Annotated in this window: 16 protein-coding genes, 1 tRNA gene and 1 pseudogene; 10 read left to right on the top strand and 8 right to left on the bottom strand. The window is 62.7% G+C overall.

Annotated features, from left to right (window positions below; all coding sequences use genetic code 11):
- Positions 1-22 precede the first annotated feature (22 nt).
- Together OB916_RS09685 and OB916_RS09680 are read right to left on the bottom strand one after the other, a co-directional pair.
- A pseudogene (locus OB916_RS09685) lies at positions 23-187 on the bottom strand (ATP-binding protein); the annotation flags it as partial.
- A gap of 305 nt (positions 188-492) precedes the next feature.
- A complete protein-coding gene (locus OB916_RS09680) occupies positions 493-687 on the bottom strand; it encodes a hypothetical protein (protein ID WP_315909088.1) in 195 nt (64 codons plus the stop codon).
- A 185-nt stretch (positions 688-872) separates the two neighbouring features.
- Here OB916_RS09680 and OB916_RS09675 point away from each other — a divergent pair, with 185 nt between their 5' ends.
- The 7 genes from OB916_RS09675 (at position 873) to OB916_RS09645 (ending at position 8,384) form a co-directional block, all read left to right on the top strand.
- The gene (locus tag OB916_RS09675) at positions 873-1,529 is read left to right on the top strand and encodes a helix-turn-helix domain-containing protein (RefSeq protein ID WP_315909087.1); all 657 of its coding nucleotides are present in this window, start codon (positions 873-875) and stop codon (positions 1,527-1,529) included.
- 81 nt (positions 1,530-1,610) lie between these two features.
- Positions 1,611-2,543 (top strand): methenyltetrahydromethanopterin cyclohydrolase, encoded by a 933-nt coding sequence (mch, locus tag OB916_RS09670; protein ID WP_315909086.1) that lies wholly within the window; start codon positions 1,611-1,613, stop codon positions 2,541-2,543.
- A gap of 66 nt (positions 2,544-2,609) precedes the next feature.
- Positions 2,610-3,296 carry an MBL fold metallo-hydrolase gene (locus OB916_RS09665; protein ID WP_315909085.1) on the top strand — a complete coding sequence of 229 codons (687 nt, stop codon included), beginning with the start codon at positions 2,610-2,612 and terminating at the stop codon, positions 3,294-3,296.
- Between the two features lie 475 nt (positions 3,297-3,771).
- On the top strand, positions 3,772-5,085 hold the full coding sequence (locus OB916_RS09660) for an RNA-guided endonuclease InsQ/TnpB family protein (RefSeq protein ID WP_315909084.1): 1,314 nt from the start codon (positions 3,772-3,774) through the stop codon (positions 5,083-5,085).
- Between the two features lie 128 nt (positions 5,086-5,213).
- The gene (rqcH, locus tag OB916_RS09655; RefSeq protein ID WP_315909083.1) at positions 5,214-7,337 is read left to right on the top strand and encodes a ribosome rescue protein RqcH; all 2,124 of its coding nucleotides are present in this window, start codon (positions 5,214-5,216) and stop codon (positions 7,335-7,337) included.
- Positions 7,338-7,463: 126 nt separating this feature from the next.
- Positions 7,464-8,132: a DUF4013 domain-containing protein gene (locus OB916_RS09650; protein WP_315909082.1), complete on the top strand. Its 669-nt coding sequence runs from the start codon at positions 7,464-7,466 to the stop codon at positions 8,130-8,132.
- A gap of 177 nt (positions 8,133-8,309) precedes the next feature.
- A tRNA-Met gene (locus tag OB916_RS09645) sits at positions 8,310-8,384 on the top strand.
- A gap of 163 nt (positions 8,385-8,547) precedes the next feature.
- On the opposite strand, the gene OB916_RS09640 is transcribed toward OB916_RS09645, so the two are convergent.
- A complete protein-coding gene (locus OB916_RS09640; protein WP_315909081.1) occupies positions 8,548-9,261 on the bottom strand; it encodes a bacteriorhodopsin in 714 nt (237 codons plus the stop codon).
- 2 nt (positions 9,262-9,263) lie between these two features.
- The gene (locus OB916_RS09635) at positions 9,264-11,576 is read right to left on the bottom strand and encodes a methyl-accepting chemotaxis protein (protein ID WP_390884072.1); all 2,313 of its coding nucleotides are present in this window, start codon (positions 11,574-11,576) and stop codon (positions 9,264-9,266) included.
- Between the two features lie 156 nt (positions 11,577-11,732).
- Between OB916_RS09635 and OB916_RS09630 the strand changes: the two genes are divergently transcribed.
- A complete protein-coding gene (locus tag OB916_RS09630) occupies positions 11,733-13,163 on the top strand; it encodes a serine/threonine protein kinase (protein ID WP_315909080.1) in 1,431 nt (476 codons plus the stop codon).
- Complete coding sequence (locus tag OB916_RS09625) at positions 13,163-13,891, top strand: hypothetical protein (protein ID WP_315909079.1); 729 nt, start codon at positions 13,163-13,165, stop codon at positions 13,889-13,891. The genes OB916_RS09630 and OB916_RS09625 overlap by 1 nt, the downstream gene beginning before the upstream one ends.
- Positions 13,892-13,904: 13 nt before the next feature.
- Here the strand turns inward: OB916_RS09625 and OB916_RS09620 are convergent, their stop codons facing one another.
- A complete protein-coding gene (locus OB916_RS09620) occupies positions 13,905-14,564 on the bottom strand; it encodes a glycerophosphodiester phosphodiesterase (RefSeq protein WP_315909078.1) in 660 nt (219 codons plus the stop codon).
- 108 nt (positions 14,565-14,672) lie between these two features.
- Here OB916_RS09620 and OB916_RS09615 point away from each other — a divergent pair, with 108 nt between their 5' ends.
- On the top strand, positions 14,673-15,386 hold the full coding sequence (locus OB916_RS09615) for an SDR family oxidoreductase (protein WP_315909077.1): 714 nt from the start codon (positions 14,673-14,675) through the stop codon (positions 15,384-15,386).
- Here OB916_RS09615 and OB916_RS09610 read toward each other — a convergent pair.
- The 3 genes from OB916_RS09610 to OB916_RS09600 all read right to left on the bottom strand — a co-directional run bounded on the left by OB916_RS09610 (position 15,383) and on the right by OB916_RS09600 (position 18,012).
- Positions 15,383-16,558 (bottom strand): inorganic phosphate transporter, encoded by a 1,176-nt coding sequence (locus tag OB916_RS09610; protein WP_315909076.1) that lies wholly within the window; start codon positions 16,556-16,558, stop codon positions 15,383-15,385. The genes OB916_RS09615 and OB916_RS09610 overlap by 4 nt on opposite strands.
- Positions 16,559-16,625: 67 nt before the next feature.
- Entirely contained in the window at positions 16,626-17,288 is a 663-nt protein-coding gene (locus OB916_RS09605) for a hypothetical protein (protein ID WP_315909075.1), read from the bottom strand.
- Between the two features lie 100 nt (positions 17,289-17,388).
- Positions 17,389-18,012 carry a uracil-DNA glycosylase family protein gene (locus tag OB916_RS09600; protein WP_315909108.1) on the bottom strand — a complete coding sequence of 208 codons (624 nt, stop codon included), beginning with the start codon at positions 18,010-18,012 and terminating at the stop codon, positions 17,389-17,391.
- Positions 18,013-18,170 lie beyond the last annotated feature (158 nt).

Raw genomic sequence — 18,170 nt, 5'->3', positions numbered from 1 at the left:
CCACTGGTGGTTTCGGGCGCGATCAGTCGACGAACTCGATGCCCGTGACGGTGAACCGGGCCCCGCCGTCGTCGCTCTCGGTCACGCTGACGTCCCAGCCGTGGGCGTTGGCGATCGTCCTGACGATCGAGAGTCCGTAGCCGCTGCCGTCCTCGCTGGTCGTGACGCCGTGGTCGAAGACCTGGCCGCGGCTCTCCTCGGGGTCAAGTGGTTCGAGACACGAAGCGTCTCGTCAGCACGGAAATCTTCGATTTCCGAACGACCCCGAGGCACTCGGCCTGCCCCGTCTGTAGAGCGCTCGCGCGGACGCGGACCACGCCGAAACGATCCCATCCGGATCGAGCACGAAGATGGCGTGTGATCTGATCCCCTCGATGACCTCCGAGGGATACCGTCCGGTCGCTCCGAACCCGGCTGTGCGCTCTCGGGCCCCACCATATGGGGTCATCAGCGACAGAAAAAATTCCTGTTATGAATTGTCTATCAGGGCCTTTATCGCCCCTTGTCGCGAGAACGGAGTTCTGTGACTATGACTTCCCAGTCAGACGGGAGCCCGTCACTGCGGTATTCCCACGAGCCACCTGGATTGACGCCGTTCTCCAGAGCCGCGACCAATAGGGAGTGGAGAGCGGCCTCGAAGTCGGCCGGACTCTCGATCTCGCCGTCAAATGTCGGATTAGATGTCATAGGTTTGTTCCAGGCGCAACCCGAGTAGTGGCGGTTCGCGCCACCCTCACCGAAGGCCTACCAGCACAGAGGAACCCACGGCAGATAGTAGTGGCGGAAAGCCTGGTACACCAAGCAGAAACGGCCAACCAGCTGGCAGAACGAGACAGTCTTTAACGACTAGGCTGTGAAACGACTAGTATCCGATGACAGTCATCGTCGAGCTAACGGTCCCGTCCGAGGCGTTCGAGTTGGGACGAATCCTCAGCATCGAAGGGCCCGGGCGGGTCACGCTCGAGACGATGGTGCCGCTGGGAGGACGGCCTACCCCGTTCGTCCGCGTCAGACACGATGTTCGAGACGAGTTCGTACAGAGCGTCCGCAAACACCCGACAGTTTCCGACATTCGTCCGCTCAATACCCACGATGGAGAGACCCTGTACGCGCTCGAATGGGATCCATCGGAAGACACTCTCTTCAGGACGATTCTGGAAGACGACATCGTACTCCTGGAGGCGGCCGGGAGCGCGGATCGCTGGGGGTTCGAACTCCGGTTTCCCTCACACGAGACACTGTCGGAGTTTCAGGAGTTCTACCTCGAGCAGAATCTGGACGTGACGATCGACCGGATATACAATCCGACGAAACCCGACGCCGGACCGTGGTACGGGCTGACATCGCCACAGCGGGAAACGCTGGCCCACGCCGTCGAGCACGGGTACTACTCGCTGCCACGGGGCATCTCGACGAAGGAACTCGGTGTGGAGTTCGACATCTCCGATCAGGCCGTGACCGAACGCCTTCGCCGCGGTATCACGACACTGGTGTCGAACACCATCTCACAGCTCGAAGACGAGCCGTGACGGCGACGCACCCACGACGTTCCTGACGCTGGCGACGCGCGGAGGGTAAGCCGTATGTCTCTCCCGGGCGACCGACCGAACATGGATCCGCTCAATCGGATGGCGACCGAGCTGGTCGACGAAGCTATCGACTTCGCCGACGAACTCGCGATCGCCGTTCAGCAGCTCGATTCGGATGCGACAGTACTCGACTTTGGCGTGCACGTTCCCGGCGGGATCGAAGCCGGGCTGATGCTCGCGGAGATCCAGACCGCCGGGCTGGCGACGCTCGACACGACGCTTCGCGAGATCGAGGGGGCGCCCCGGACGCACGTCGAACTCTCGACGGACTACCCCGGGCTCGCGCTGCTGGGCTCACAGAAGGCCGGCTGGGAACTCAGCGTCGGGGACTTCGAGGGATTGGGTAGTGGTCCGGCCCGCGCGCTGGTCGCCGAAGAGGCAGCGTTCGACCGACTCGGCTACCAGGACGACTTCGAGTTCGCGGTGTTGGCCCTGGAAACCGAGACGCTGCCCGACGAGGCGGTCGTCTCGGAGGTCGCGGATCGCACCGGCGTCCCCGAGAGCGGCGTGTTCCTGCCGACGTACGCGACCGCGAGTCTGACGGGGAGCGTCACCTCGGCCGCCAGAGCGGCCGAACTGGCTGTGTTTCGCCTGTCGGAGCTGGGATACGATCCGCTCGACGTGCTCTCGGCGTCGGCGTCGGCTCCGATCGCACCGGTCGCGGACGAGGAGGCAACTGCGATGGCCCGAACGACCGACGCACTCGCCTACGGCGGACAGGTTCATCTGGTCGTCTCGGAGTCGTTCGATCGATTCGACGAAGTGGTTTCGACCGCCTCCGACGCGTACGGAGAGCCGTTCGAGACGATCTTCGAGTCGGTCGACTGGGCGTTCGAAGACCTCTCGACGGAGCTGTTCGCGCCCGCGCAGGTGACGGTCGACGTCGTCGGCGGCGACACCCACGTCTACGGGCAGCAACGCGAGGACCTGCTCGCCGCGAGTTTCGATCTGTAGTCGCTCCCGACAACTGCCGAGTGTCGACGTCGGGAGGTATTTGTCCGGGCGGGTCGAACTTCGCCTATGGCCGAGCAACTCCAGCCTGGCGTGTGGTTTCTGGACGTCGGGCTCGTTCGGCCGGTGAACACGAACAGCTATCTGATCGACGACGGGACGGTCACGCTGATCGACACCGGGCTGTGGATCAACTGTCCGTCACTGCAGTCGGAACTCGCCGACGCAGGGTACGAACCGTCCGACATCGATCGCGTCTTGCTCACCCACTACGATCTCGATCACACGACAGGGCTGGGTCGACTCGCGCCCTCGTTCGACGGCCAGGTTTACATCGGCCGTCGCGATTACGACCTCTCGACCGGCGCGTTCGATCCGCCGCTGCTGCACCACAAGGGCCTGTTTCATCGAGTCGTCCGGCTGTTCTTTCCGATCGCTGCCGACGACGTTCGCCCTGTCAGGGACGGCGAGCGGATCGGCAACTTCACCGCGTTCGACACGCCGGGCCACAACCCCGGACACGTCGCGTACGTCCACAACGACGGTGCGGCGTTCGTGGGTGATCTCGTCTGGGAGCGCGGTGGTCGTCTCAGGCCTCCGGTCTGGCTGGACAGCTACGATATGAACGAGCTCAGGGAGAGTATCGCCGAGTTCTGGTCCCGGGCACCGCCGTTCGAGGTGCTCGGAGTAGGACACGGAGCCCCGATCACGACCGACGCGAGGCAGGTCTATCGTGAGCTGCTCGATCGGCTGTGATACGGATTAGCTGATAGCAGGCGCTAAGCCCCCTCCCTCAAGGAGTCGTTCGAGAATCTTCGATTCTCGTGATCCCGAAAATCGAAGATTTTCGGACGACACCGCAGTCCGCGCAAGCGGACAAGGAGCGTTAACGAGAGCGAAGCTCTCGTTCGCACATCAGAACGCTTCGCGTTCTGAGGACGCAGTAGGGAGGGGATACAGCGTCCCCAGAAATCGAAGATTTCTGGTGTGCGAACGAATCGCTCCGCGATTCGTCAACGCCGTCTTCGTTTTTCAGACACCGTGATTGTTGCAGGCCCACGCAATCCAAGCATATATTAAGCATCAAACGTATAGTATGCATACGGTGAAACGGAAGACAATCACCATCCGAGAAGACCAAGAAGAATGGATTCAGGAGAACCACCTGAATCTCTCCTCGTTCGTCCAAGAACAACTGGATGAACTTATCGAAGAACGCGACTCATAGCCCATGAACTACAACTACAGGTATCGCCTCAAGCCGACCGAAAGCCAGCGTGAGACGCTGGACTACCACCGCGATACCTGTAGACAACTCTACAACCACGCCCTGTACCGCTTCAACCAGATTCCCGAAGATGAGGGCACCGTCAAACAGCGTGTGCGGACAATCCGTGACGAGCTTCCCGCCCTCAAAGACTGGTGGGACGCACTCACCGACGTGTACTCGAAGGTTCTCCAGCCCACAGTCATGCGGATTGCGAAAAACATCAACGCACTCGGGAAGCTCAAAGAACAGGGCTACAAGGTTGGTGAACTTCGGTGGCAATCACCTCGGGAGTTCCGCAGTTTCACCTACAACCAGTCTGGCTTCGAACTCGACAAGAAGAGTGGTCAGACCGTGTTGTCGCTGTCGAAACTCGCAGACATTCCCATCCAACTCCACCGACCACTGCCCGAGGACGCCACAGTCAAACAAGTCACGCTCAAAAAAGAGAAAACCGGCGAGTGGTTCGCTATCTTCGGCATCGAGATGGACACAGAACCGCCAGCCAAGCCATCACTGGAGGATATTGACACTGACGAGATGGTCGGTATTGACGTGGGGATTCTGAAGTATGCCCACGATACAGACGGCACAGCAGTCGAGTCACTCGACCTCTCGGAAGAACGCGACAGGCTTGAACGGGAGCAGCGGAAACTCTCACGCAAAGAGTACGAGTCGAACAACTGGGAGAACCAACGTCGGCGTGTCGCTGCGTGCCATCTCGATATCAAGCGCAAGCGGCGTGATTTCCTGCACAAACTCTCGAACTACTACGCTCGGGAGTACGAACTGGTGGCGGTCGAAAACCTCGACGTGAAAGGGATGCTGGAATCGCCGCGTAACAGCCGCAACACGGCCTCGGCAGCATGGAATACCTTCACCGATGTGCTCGAAACGAAGTGCGAGCGGGAAAGGACGCACTTCGTGGAAGTTAAACCCGAAGGCACCACCAAAGAGTGCGCTCAGTGTGGCGTCGAAACCGACAAGCCGCTGTGGGTGCGTGAGCACTCCTGTCCGGCCTGTGGCTTCGAGGCCGACAGAGACGCAAACGCAGCGTGGAACATTCTTTCTCGCGGACTTACCGACCTAGGAGTGGGTCACACCGAAGGCACGCCTGTGGAGACTGCGCTCCCTGCGGGGACTGCGGTTGTTCCTGCAAAGCGCGTCGTGGAAGCAGGAAGCCCCACCCTCAGCGAGCGTAGCGAGGCGCAAAGCGCCTCGGACCATTCGAGCGGGCAAAGCCCGCGAGAAGACGTCAGCGCGAGCAGGGTGGGGTAGTTCACTGTACGTCCCTTCCACATCGACTGCGGGGCGGTCGGAGCGGTAAATCGGTACAATAGTCCGTATGAACCCGTCCGCTCGGCCGTGAACGTCACGTCTTTCTGCGAGCCCCGACAGATGCAGGTATGGACGAAAAGCGGGAGCTGACGAGCGTCGACATCGCGGCGCTGGCCGGTGAACTCGGTCAGTACCGCGGCGCGCACGTCGACAAGGTCTATCTCTATCCCGAGGAGGAGCTGCTGCGGTTTCGTATGAGCGACTACGACCGGGGGCGGACCGAGCTGCTGATCGAAGTCGGCGAGAACAAGCGCGCGCACGTCGCCGACAAGGAGAACGTTCCGCAGGCGCCGGAGCGGCCGCCGAACTTCGCGATGATGCTTCGTAATCGGCTGTCCGGGGCGACGCTCGAGGCCGTCGAGCAGTTCGAGTTCGATCGCATCCTCAAGTTGCGATTCGAACGAGAGGCCGACTCGACGACCGTCGTCGCGGAGCTGTTCGGCGACGGCAACGTGGCGGTCCTCGACGAGAACGACGACGTCGTCGACTGTCTGGAGACGGTACGGCTGAAGTCCCGGACCGTCGTGCCCGGCTCACACTACGAGTATCCCTCGGCCCGGTTCAATCCGCTCACCGTCGATTACGAGACGTTCACCGATCGGATGCGACAGTCCGACAGCGACGTCGTCCGGACGCTGGCGACTCAGCTGAACTTCGGCGGGCTGTACGGCGAGGAACTGTGTACTCGGGCGGGCGTCCCCTACAACCAGGACATCGACGGCACCGACGAGTCGGAGTTCGAGGCCCTCTATCGGGAGATCGAGTCCCTGTCACGACGGCTCGGCGAAGGCGATCTGGACGCTCGCGTTTATTATGAATCCGACGGCGACGAGCGGGTTCGCGTGGACGTGACACCGTTCCCCCTGGAGGAGTACGCCGACCGGGAGAGCGAGGTCTTCGAGACGTTCAACGAGGCGCTCGACGATTACTTCGCGAACGTCAACGCCGATCACGACGACCGCGGCGAGAGCGGGAGCGGCCGACAGCGGCCGGACTTCGAGAGCGAGATCGAGAAACAGAAGCGGATCATCCAGCAACAACAGCAGGCGATCGAGGACTTCGAACAGGAGGCCGAGGCCGAGCGCGAGAAGGCCGAACTCCTCTATGCTAACTACGACCTGGTCGACGAGGTGCTCTCGACGATCCGAGGCGCCCGCGAGGAAGATCGCTCCTGGGAGGACATCGAGGCGACGCTGGCGGCGGGAGCCGAGCAGGGTATCGACGCCGCGGAAGCCGTGATCGACATCGATGGTAGCGAGGGCACGGTGACAGTCAACGTGGACGGCACCCGGATCACGCTTGAGGTCTCTGAGGGCGTCGAGAAGAACGCCGATCGGCTCTACACCGAGGCAAAACGCATCGAGGAGAAGAAAGAGGGTGCCAAAGCGGCGATCGAAGACACCCGGGACCGCCTCGAAGAGGTCAAAGCCGAACGGGAAGCCTGGGAGACGGCGGACGACGAGGACGCGGACGAGGAAGACGAGAAAGACGAGCAAGACGTCGACTGGCTCGCCCGATCGTCGATTCCGATCCGCCAGACAGAGCAGTGGTACGAGCGTTTCAGGTGGTTCCACACGAGCGACGACTTCCTGGTGATCGGCGGGCGAAACGCCGACCAGAACGAGGAACTCGTCAAGAAGTACCTCGATCGCGGCGATCTGTTCTTCCACACGCAGGCCCACGGTGCCCCGGCGACGATCCTGAAAGCGACCGGACCGAGCGAGAGCCCGGACGAAGACATCGAGATCCCCGAGACCAGCCGCGAGGAGGCCGCGCAGTTCGCGGTCTCGTATTCGACGGTCTGGAAGGACGGCAAGTACGCCGCAGACGTGTACGTGGTCGAGCACGATCAGGTGACCAAGACGCCCGAGAGCGGGGAGTACCTGGAGAAGGGGAGCTTCGCGATTCGCGGCGATCGGACCTACTACGAGGACACGCCCGTCGGCGTGGCAGTCGGGATCACCTGTGAACCGGAGACGCGGGTGATCGGGGGGCCGCCGAGTGCCATCGACCCGCGGGCGGAGACCAGCATCGAGGTCGAGCCGGGTCAGTACGCCCAGAACGACATCGCGAAGCGCCTCTATCGGGAGTTCAAAGAGCGGTTCGCCGACGAGACCTTCGTCCGGAAAGTCGCCAGCCCGGACCTGATCCAGGAGTTCCTGCCCCCTGGCGGCAGCCGGATGGTCGAGTGATACTGTCGGCCGTCATGGCTGGTCGAGTGATACTGTCGGCCGTCGTGGCTGGTCGCTATCGGCTGTCGTGGTTAGTCCCTTCTCGAGGGCACCGCCTTTATTTATCATCGCGCTGTTGATTAGTCCATGATCGAAGACGCACTTGAATTCCCGCGCAACAGCGACGACTGGCTGACGACGGTCATCATCGGTGCGGTGCTGTCGTTGCTCTCGTTTCTAGTGATACCCGGGCTCATCATCCAGGGCTACCTGCTCAGCGTCGCCCGAGATAGCGCCGAGGGCCGGGACGGAGCACCCTCGTTCGACGACTGGGTTACGCTCCTGGTCGACGGTCTGAAGGCGTTCCTCGTGGCGTTCGTCTACGGAATCGTTCCGGCGATCGTCCTCACGCTTTTCGTGTCTGTGCTCGCGGGAGGGGCAGCGCTGTCGGCGGCCGGCGGGAGTACGGGTATCGCTGCCGGGTTCAGCCTCTTGACAGTCTTGGTCGTCCTGGTCATGCTTCCGATCTTCCTGCTGGTCGCGTACCTCACCGTCGTCGCGCAGGTTCGTCTGGCGGTCACGGGCAGTCTCGGCGCGGCTTTCGAAGTCGGGACGGTCGCGCGGATCGGGTTCAACGCTGACTTCTTCGTGGCCGTGCTCGTCGCCATCGTGGTCGGGATCGCGCTCAGCATCGTCGGTGGGTTGCTCACCGTGATCCTCGTCGGCTTCCTGGTGTTGTTCTACGCCCAGATCGTCATGTACTACCTCTTCGGTCGGGGATACGCGGATGCGACGGCCGAGACGACCGGCGTCTGATCGGTCGGTAGGATCCCTCACGGGCCGATGACTACGCAGGCGAGTCACTGGATGTCGATACAAGAGAACTGAGCGTGTCCATAACCCTGTCACCGTGGGCAGTCTGGACCACGGTAGAAAGTCACGGACGGCATTCGAATCACAACCCTTAATCGTAGTGCTGAATTATGATCCGGTAGCGGGATGGGATAGCCAGGAGATTCCGGCGGGCTCATAACCCGCAGATCGGTGGTTCAAATCCACCTCCCGCTATGTTTTGCCGTTCACAAAACCGTGAGCGGCAAGCATCGGTCACGGTGATTTGAACCTGGGGACGAGGGAGCAGAGCGACCGAAGTCCACGTGGTTCAAATCCACCTCCCGCTACTTTCTGACGACGCAACACGAGGAGCGGAAGACAACTCTCGATTCGTGGCCTAGTCCGCCGAGGTCGCCATCGCGTCGGTTTCGGACGTCTGGAGGAATTCGATGTCACGCAGCGTCGAGTAGGCGATCAGACCGAACCCGACCTTCGCGACGATGTCGATGTAGGTGACCACGAGCGAGGCGGTTTCGGTGTCCATGAATCCGAACCCGGGGCCACCGAGGAGCCAGATAATCGGGTAGATCAGCCAGAGCACGACGACGAAGTTCCGCAGCGTCCGGTACAGCGCCAGCGTCATGTCGTCGCACTCGTGGGCCAGATCGCTGATGTCGGTGTACAGCAGGTACACCAGCACCGCGAAGACGACAGAACCGGCGGCGAACAGCACCAGGTTCAGCGGTGAAGCGACCATCCCGCCCGCGAAACCGAGCACGATCGTCGCCGCCTGGAGTCCGGCGAGTTTGCCGAGCGTCGATCGGTCGGCGCCGGCCAGCCAGCCGATGTAGATGACGTGCAGCGGCGTCGTCAACAGCCAGTCGACGTACCTGGGCACGTACAGCGTCGCGCCGCGGGCGCTGGTCACCGCGCCGATGTCCAGTGCCATCAGCCCGTATGCGACCGTCGCGATCGCCGTGACGGCGACCAGATCGAGAAACGGGAGCCGATGGGGATCAGACAGGCGCGTGTACCCCATGGCGAGTGCGATCGTTCCCGCTGCCATGCCGACGGTGCCGAGCGCGAACCAGGTGGTGAGTGTCAGATCCATGGTTAGTCGTCCGTGGCCGCGGTTTCTCCGGTCGGAGCAGTCGAGGCGGCCGTCTCGACGGTGAAGCGTTCGAGTAGCTGTTCGAGGTCAGCTGCTCGCTGACGCAGATCGCTGGCGGAGTCAGACACCTCCGAGATAGCCCGCTCCTGATCGTCCGCGGCCGCCGCGACCGTGTCCGCTTCCTGGGTGGTCTGCTGGCTGATCGCCGAGAGGTCGTCGATCGTCTGCATGACCTCCTGTGCGGTCCGGGCCTGTTCGGCGGTCGCATCGTCGATCTCCTGGATGCCGGCGTCGGCGTCTTCTGTTCGTTCGACAATCGTCTCCAGCGCGTCGACAGTCTCGGTGACGGTCTCGACGCCGTCGGTGATCCGCTCGCTGGTCGACTCCATCGTTTCGACGGTCTCGCCAGCCTGGCTCTGGATGCGCTCGATGCGCTGTTCGATGTCGCCGGCGGCCGCTTTGGTCTCCTCGGCGAGGCTCTTGATCTCGTCGGCGACGACGGCGAATCCGTCGCCCTGGCCGTCGGCGTGGGCGGCCTCAATGGAGGCGTTCAGCGCCAGCATGTTCGTCTGCTCGACGATCTCGGTGATCACGTTGATGATGTCGTTGATCTCGTCGAGGTCGTCGTCCAGGGCGTTGATCTCTTCGACCATCTCCTCGGTTTCGGCCTCGATGGCGTTCATCTCCTCGATGGCTTTCGTGGCGGCCTCTCGGCCTTCCTCGCCGGCTTCCGCGGCAGCCTGGGACGTTTCTGCGACTTCCTGTGCGGAGGAGGCGACCTCTTCGGCGGTCGCAGAGAGGTTCTCCATCTCCCCGGAGGCGTTCTGGAGACGCTCGCTCTGCTTGCGCGCACCCTCGAATATCTCGTCGATCGAACTGGTGACCTGCTGGCTGGCGTCGCTGACTTCGTCCGCGTTTCGCTGGACCTGGTCGGACGCCGAGAGCACGTCCGCGGAGAACGATTCGACGTCCGAGACGATCCGTTCGAGCGAGTCGAGCGTCGCGTTGATCCGCTTGCCGACTCGCTCCATCGCTTCGCTCTCGCTCTGTGGCTCGACTCGGCCCGTCAGGTCGCCGTCGGCGGCCCGATCGAGCACGGACTCGTATTCGCCGGCCTTCGACGTGAGATGGGACGTCATCGCTTCCATCTCGGCGCGTTCGTTTTCGGCCTCCTGTCTGGCCTGTTCGGCCTCACGCTTGGCCTGTTCGGCGTCTTCGCGTGCCGCTTCGGCTTCGGCGATGTTCTCCCGTAGCGAGTCTCGCATGTCCGCGAACGACTGGTACAGCGATCCGAACTCGTCCTCGCGAGTCGTCCGGAGGTCGACCTCGAGGTCGCCGTCCGCCATCTCTTCGGCCCGGGCGGTCAGCCGACGCAGCGACGTGATCGTATTGCTGCCGATGGTCACGCCGACGAGCCCCAGATTGATCACCGCCAGCAAGACCAGCGCGAGCAGATCGGCGTTGATCTGATCGACCAGTGCGTAGGCGTCGTCGCGATCCGCGTGGACCAGTACCGTCCAGTCGATCGTCTCGAGTTGCGTGGCGCTCATAATCGTCTCGTCACCGGAGACGAACGTGTTCTCGCCGGGGCCCAGTGACCCGATATCGCTCCCGGTGGCAGTGTATTCGGTGAGGAGTTTACTCCCGTTGGGATGAGCCGCATACCGTCCCTGCTGATCCACGACGACTGTTTGTGTTTCGTCGGCGTTCTGTGCGATCCGATCTGCGTGGGCCGAGAGATCTATCATGTACACCAGCGCCCGGTCCTCGGTGCCATCGATCGGTGTGATCGCAGCAATGATCGGGTGATCGACGATCGGCACGGAGAACGGCTCGGTCACGACGACGTCGTCTGTCCCGTCGAACGACGGTGGATCAGTCGCGAACGGTGCACCCTGCGCTTCGGCGTCGACGCCGATCATCCCGTCGGCCGAACTCGTCGGGAACTCCATCGTCGCGGTATCGAGGTAGTGTACTGCGACGACGTCTTCGGGGACCTGGTCCGTTGCGATCAACTCGTCGAGATGCTGTTTTATTTGGTCAGTATCCCCGCTGGCGTAGACGGGTAGCTGTGAGGTCGTCCGGATGTCGCTCTCGACCGAGCGCAGCCAGGTGTCAATCTGGCGTGCCTCGGTATTCGACTGTGCTGTTAGCTCCCCCTCGACGTCGTCCTGCAGTTGCGCACTCGTCTGGGCGCTGATTACGCCACCGAACGCGACGATCACTGCCACTGAAAACGCAAGCGCCATACCCAGGCGCATCGCGTAACTCTGTCGAACGGCTGCAGGAAGAAGCGACCGTTTCGATGGTTGCATCGCCGTAACGTTCGGCCAGTGATAGTAAAATGCAGGCCCTCGATTTTCATCGGTGATAACACGAACCGATAGACGACCGTCGTGGCTGAGAGCAACTGACAGAGCCGGTACTATCATTACCCGGGACCGAATAGTATCATAACACTTACCACAGCAATGTCGGGTGCTGACAGTGAGGGCGTGCGTGCAGTGCTCGCGGACATCATCGGTGATGCCGACCGGGGCCAGCAATCCCTGCCGCGCCTGTTTGGCAGTCTCGATAGCGACGATAGGACCGTCCGCATCGGGGCAGCCTGCGGGATCTGTCTGATTGCCAGCGACGATCCCGCAAGCGTCGAATACGCCGTTCGGCGACTGGTCGACCGCCTTGACGACGACACCTCGCGGCCGGAGACGATCCTGGCGTTCGAATATCTCGTGACGCAGTTCCCCGAGCGTGTCGACGACGTCTTACAGCAGCTTCGCGAAGAGCGCGAGTCGGAGCCGCTCAAGTACACCCGCCAGGGCGGCTTTGTTCGGAGCGGCTATTTCCAGCCGGCCGAAACGCACCGGGACGGCGTCGGACGGGTGCGCCGTCCCGGCGAGGGTACGACACCGGGAGCGGGTCTCGTCTATGGTCCGACTGACGAACGACCCGACGAGCGATCCACGTCCGGGGGCGAGTCCCCGGAAGAGACAGACGAACGGTCTGCAGGGCCGGCGGGATCGTCCGAGCCCGATGAGACCCCTCGCCAGCGAGTCAACCGCCTCTACGAGCGGGTCGACGCGATCGTCGAACGAAGCATGTTCGACCGGTTGATGCTGATGACGGGACAGACGGCCGGACGGTACGCAGACAAGTATCGCGTGCTGGCGACACGAGCGGGCAGCGAAGAGGCGGTTTCGCTTCGGCTGTTTCACGAACCGGCCGCGGGTCGCGAACGGTTCCGGTCGCAACTCGAAGCCGCGATCGAGCAGTGGGGCCAGATCGACCACGAACACGTCGTTTCGCTGTACGACGGGGGCTCCCGACCGGAGCCGTGGGGGGCGACACAGCACGTCGAGCTGACGCTTGCGGCTGACATGCCGGCCTGGAACGTCTCCGAAGCCGTCGGGACCGTCGCACGACTCGCCGATGGGCTCGCGAAGATCCACCAGCAAGGCGTCATCCACGGCGGGATCGATCCCGGGAGCGTCGCTGTCGAACTCGAAACCGAAGCCGGGCGTCGAACCAGGCTCGACAACGTCGGCCTGTTACCCGTGTATCGGCAGTTTGTTCATCCCTCGAGGTGTCTGGATCCGCGCTTCGCCGCGCCGGAATACTTCGACGCTTCCTTCGGCGGGATCGATCAGGCGACGGATGTCTATCACCTCGGAGCCGTTCTCTATTATCTACTGACCAGTGAGCCACCGTATGACGGCGCATACGACGAGGTGCGTGCGCAGGTTCCCGGCGATACTCGACCGACGCCGCCGTCCGCGATCGCTGACAGTCCCGCCGAACTTGACGGCGTCGTCTCGAAGGCGCTCGACCGGCAGAAGCTGACGCGCTACGAGACCGCGATCGCGTTCAAACAGGATCTCCTCGACGCCCGGGAGCGGATATAATGGCTGATCTGATCGGTCTCAACGAACTGGCGAACAACCCGAACCTCACGTTCATCGCGTTCATCGCGTTTTTCCTGTTGGCGGCTCTCGGCGTCCGATTCGCGCTATACGCCTACTGGAACGGCCGCGTCAGCGACGACACGCAGACGACGCTGTGGGGCTATCTGCTGCTCGTCGGCGCGGTCGCCGCGGGATACGGACTGCTCGGGATCGGCCGGATCGTCCTGTTTCTGGACTGGTTGCTGGAGATGGCAAGTGGAGCCGCCCTGTTGTTTGCGCTCGTCCTGGCGCTCGCACTGCGGGAGATCGACGCCGCCAGTACGGGAACGGGGCGACGACTGGAGGCTGATACGTCGGTGACAGTGCTGTTTCTGGCGGCCGTCGGACTGATTACGGTCGGACTTCTCGCGTTACCGGAGCACCGCCGGGGGACCGCTGGGGTGGTGGGGGCCGGCGGTCTCGTCTTTTTGCTGTACGGGTATCGGTTCGGACAGCGACAGCTGGACCGGACGCGAGTCCGCGGAACGCTGCTTGAGACGCTGCTTCGACATCTGCTTCCGGTCCTGTTGTTCGCGGCGCTGATCTCGATCGCGGAACTGGCCGTGTTCGCGGGACTCGATCGCGTGATCGTGCTGCACGTCCAGGTCGTGCTGGTGATCATGACCGCGACGACGCTGATGACGTCGACGATCAAACTCCGGCAGAACCTCCGGGGGATGCGGACTTGATCCGCGAGCAGCGCTATCGACAGGCAGCAGGTTCGTCGACGATAACGCCGTCAGCGCCCATCTTCTCGTACTCCACTGTCCGTTCCGGGTCGCTGATCGGCCAGACGTTGACCGCCAGCCCGGAACGGTGAGCACGCTCTAGCAGCGCGAAATCGACCAGTCGCCAGTGGGGGTGGATCGCGGCGCAATCCAGGCTCGCCGCCCGTTCGATGGCCGCCTCAGAGGAAGAATCGACCAGCAACGCGCGATCGACTGACGGATCGGTGTCGCGTGCGGCCGCGAGCGTCTCGACGTCGAACGAGGACAGCAATATCTCGGTCTCGAATTCGTCGACGAGTTCGAGCACCCGCTCGACGAGATCGCGCTCTTTGAGTTCGATGTTGAGCCCGACGTCGTCGGGTACAGTTCGCAACACTGCTTCCAGCGAGGGAACGCCTTCGCCGGTGCCGAGCACGTCCATCGACTGCAGCGTTGCCAGCGAGATATCGGCCACGGCCCCGGTCGAGTCGGTCACTCGATCGACGGTCTCGTCGTGGATGACGACCGGATCACCCGAGCGGCACTGTCGAACGTCGACTTCGATCATGTCCGCTCGGTCGGCGGCCTGACGGATGGCTGTCAGCGTGTTCTCGGGATAGAGCCCTGCGAATCCGCGATGGGCGATACAGCGCATATCGGTAGCCACGGCCGGGGTGACAATAGGGCTTTGGAGCCGTTCTCGGGTCGGAGGGCGAACGTGGACCATGTTTTATTCACGCTCGGCCCTTGAGAACAGTCACCGATGTCAGTCGAGTTCGATTTCAGCGATTCAGTGATGCTCGTGACCGGCGCTGGCGGCGCGCTGGGGAGTGCGATCGCGACGGCCTTCGCGGAGTCAGGGGCGACCGTTGCGGCCGTCGACATTGTCGAGCCCGAAAGTGAAGACTTCCTGCTTGATCCCGACCACGAGCGGATCGACGTCTATCAGGCCGATTTCGTCGACGAGACGCAAGTGAGCGAAACTGTCGAGGCGGTCGTCGCCGACCACGGCGGGATCGATTACCTGGCCAACGTCGCCGGGACCTGGCGTGGCGGGACCCCGATCGACGAAACGGACGTCGAGACCTTCGAGTTCCTGATGGACGTCAACCTCAAGACGATGTTTCTCGCCTCGAAACACGCGCTCTCGCACTTGCGCGAGGGCGTCGGGGCAATTGTCAGTGTCTCGGCACGCTCAGCGCTCGAAGGTGGCGAGGGCGACGGCGTCTACCGCGCCTCGAAGGCGGGCGTCAAACTGCTGACCGAGACGCTCGCGGAAGAAAACGAGGAGGGCGTTCGGGCCAACGCAGTCTTGCCGAGCGTGATCGACACGCCGATGAACCGCGAGATGATGCCCGATGCCGACCACGACGCGTGGGTCGAACCGCGCGAGATCGCCCAGGTCGTCCAGTTCCTCTGTAGCGACGCGGCGGGTGTCACCAGCGGCGCCTCGATCCCGGTCTACGGCGAGGCCTAGAGCCCGAAGACGGGGACGAACTCGAAGGTCAGATACGCGCCGATCGTCGCGATCACCGGGACGACGTTCTGCAGCAGAACGACGCGCGCCGTCGTCGCCGGATCGAACAGGTCCGTGGCGCTGGGGATGGCCGTTTCTTCCTCGCCGATGTCCGGGAGCGACTGGCCGGGTTCATCCTCGGCGAGCGCGTCGACGGAGACCGGCGGCGTCTCGTCGCCGGTGACCGCCTCCGGTAGCGTCACCGGACGCGTCGCTCGGCCCCAGCCCAGTCCGATGATCGAGACCGTGGCGATCACGACGAAACTCGCGGGGATCCCGATCACCGAGAGGAAAACCACCAGCGCCGAACTGACGGACGCGACGACGATGGCAGCCGTCAGCGGGAGTTCGGTGATGTCGCTGCCCATCGTCTCCAGGGTTCGCCGGGCGATCGTGAACGTCCCGATTGCGACGGCAGCGCTCCCGAGGAGGATCGCTCGGTTCATCTCCAGGGAGTCACTGCCGACCAGCGGCGCGACGGCGTTGGCGATGTTCGAGGTCCCGGAACTGAACGCCATGAGACAGCCGATGGCGACGACCGTCACGACGCCGATCAGCTCGCGACGGTTCGTCGTGTCGTGGGGGCGCGGGGTGGGGACGGCACCGGAACGATCGACCTCGATCAGCGGCCCCGTAGAGCGGTCCATCGCGATCGCCTCGTTGATCCGGGCGTAGAAGTACCGGCCGATAATCAGTGATACCCAGAACCCGAGCACCGGCGCGACGATCCACCAGATCGCGATCGCGCCCATGACTTCCAGGTTCAGCGATCCCGTCGCGACGCCCAGTCCGGCGATGGCCCCGACCGCAGTCATCGACGTCGAGGCCGGCACGCCGAAGACGTTTCCGACGAACAGCGCGAGCCCGATGAAAAACAGCACGCCGATACTCGTTTCCAGCGTGAAAACGCCGGTACGGGTGACCAGGTCCGATCCGAGCGTCTCGACGACGTTCCGGCCGATCGTCCACGCACCGACGAAGAAAAAGATCGACATCAGCCCGGCCGCACCCGTCTTCGAGATGGCTCCGGCACCGACAGCCGGACCGAAAGCCGGTCCAGTCGTCGAGCCCCCGATATTGTATCCGACGAATACCGCGACGAGCATGCCGATTGCGAGCAGGAATTCGACCATACGTGTGCTCGTAGCGAGAGCGTCAAATAGTTCGTGTTCTGGTCTTCGTAGACAAACGCTCGCAGCCCTACTCTTCTGACGCCTCTTCGTCGTCGATTTTTTCTTTGACTTTCTCCTCTACTTTCTCCTCGACGGTTTCGTCGACTTTCTCTTCGACAGTCTCGTCCATCTTCTCCTCGACGGTCTCGTCGACTTTCTGTTCGGTCTTCTCCTCTACTTTCTCCTCGACGGTCTCTTCGACCTGTTGCTCGGTCTTCTCTTCGACCTGTTGTTCGACCGTTTCGCTGACAGCGTCTTCGACCGACTGCTCGACGGTCTCGCCGACCTTCTTTTCGACCGTCTCGTCGACGGCCGCTTCGACCGATTGCTCGACAGTCTCGTCCATAGCTGCTTCGACGCTCTCACCGACCTGCTGTTCGACAGTCTCGCCGACAGTCTCCTCGACGGTTTCGCCGACCTGCTGTTCGACAGTCTCGCCAACTTGCTGTTCGACGGTCTCGCCGACCGTTTCGTCGACAGTTTCCTGGACGGTCTCTTTGACCGTCGTGGTCATCCAGTCGGGATCGAACCGGGCCATCTTCCAGACGACGTGAACGATGTAGGATACCAGCACACCGAACCCGAACGCCAGCCCGACGTTGGTGTCGGCGATCAGAATCGACCCCACTGACAGGGCAATCAGCAGCCCGTATATCAGATCGACCAGTGAATCGACGCGGCTCGGATTCATGCAACCACCTCACTGCAGACGCGTCCCCGTGTCGCATTCGCTCCCCGACGACGTGTGAAAGTCATACTCGAATGGATGAAGGGACCGCTCAAGTAGCTTGCTACCTCACCCGATACGGATCTCCGCCGGGGATGAACCGTCCGAGATCGACTTCCTGCCGGTAATCGCGTTCCTGGAGTGCGATCAGTGCGTCGGTCAGCGCCCGTTCGTCGTCGTCAGTCCATTCGCTGGTGTCTTTGATGGGATAGATCAGCCAGCCAGCCCCCTGAACCTCGCTCGCGTGCAAGGCGTCCATATCTACCTGGCCGTTGCGTGCCGAGTAGTTGGCGAACACGTACTCGGTTGCTCGCCGACCGACCGGCAGGAGGACGTGGGCGGTGATCGCTCGCAGCTCCGAATCGAAAAACCGCTCCAGATCGGCGTAGTCAGCCCTGTCCGGCTCCGTTTCGTGGACGCACATGTGAAGATACGAGAAGTACGTCCGGTCGACCGTCGGGGGCGTCCCGGTCGCCTCGAGCAGGCCCGCCTCGAGCAATGCACGCTGGAGGCGCTCGCTCGCTTTCGTCCCCGTGAACGGAAACCCGGTGTCGGTACCGCCGTGGACGCCGGGGTGGTCGCCGATGACGTGGAAGTGCGCGTTCGCGTCGCCGTATCCCGGGACGAACTCGGGGCAACCGGGATCCATCCCGAAAGGATTCGACTGCCTGTGCGTGACGTTCTTCACGACGTCCTCCACGGGCCAGAGCGAAAAAACTCCGACGGTTTCTCCCCATCGTTCTCGAATGATAGTGTAAAACCAACACCTCTCTCGGCGACACGTTGCTCAACCGTACGAACCTGGAGCCGTCAACCGCCGTCCGGATGGCGCGCAGACTCGATGCC

The sequence above is a fragment of the Halapricum hydrolyticum genome, assembly GCF_025517535.1.
GTDB lineage: Archaea > Halobacteriota > Halobacteria > Halobacteriales > Haloarculaceae > Halapricum > Halapricum hydrolyticum.
This window is presented reverse-complemented; position numbering and strand designations above follow the sequence as displayed.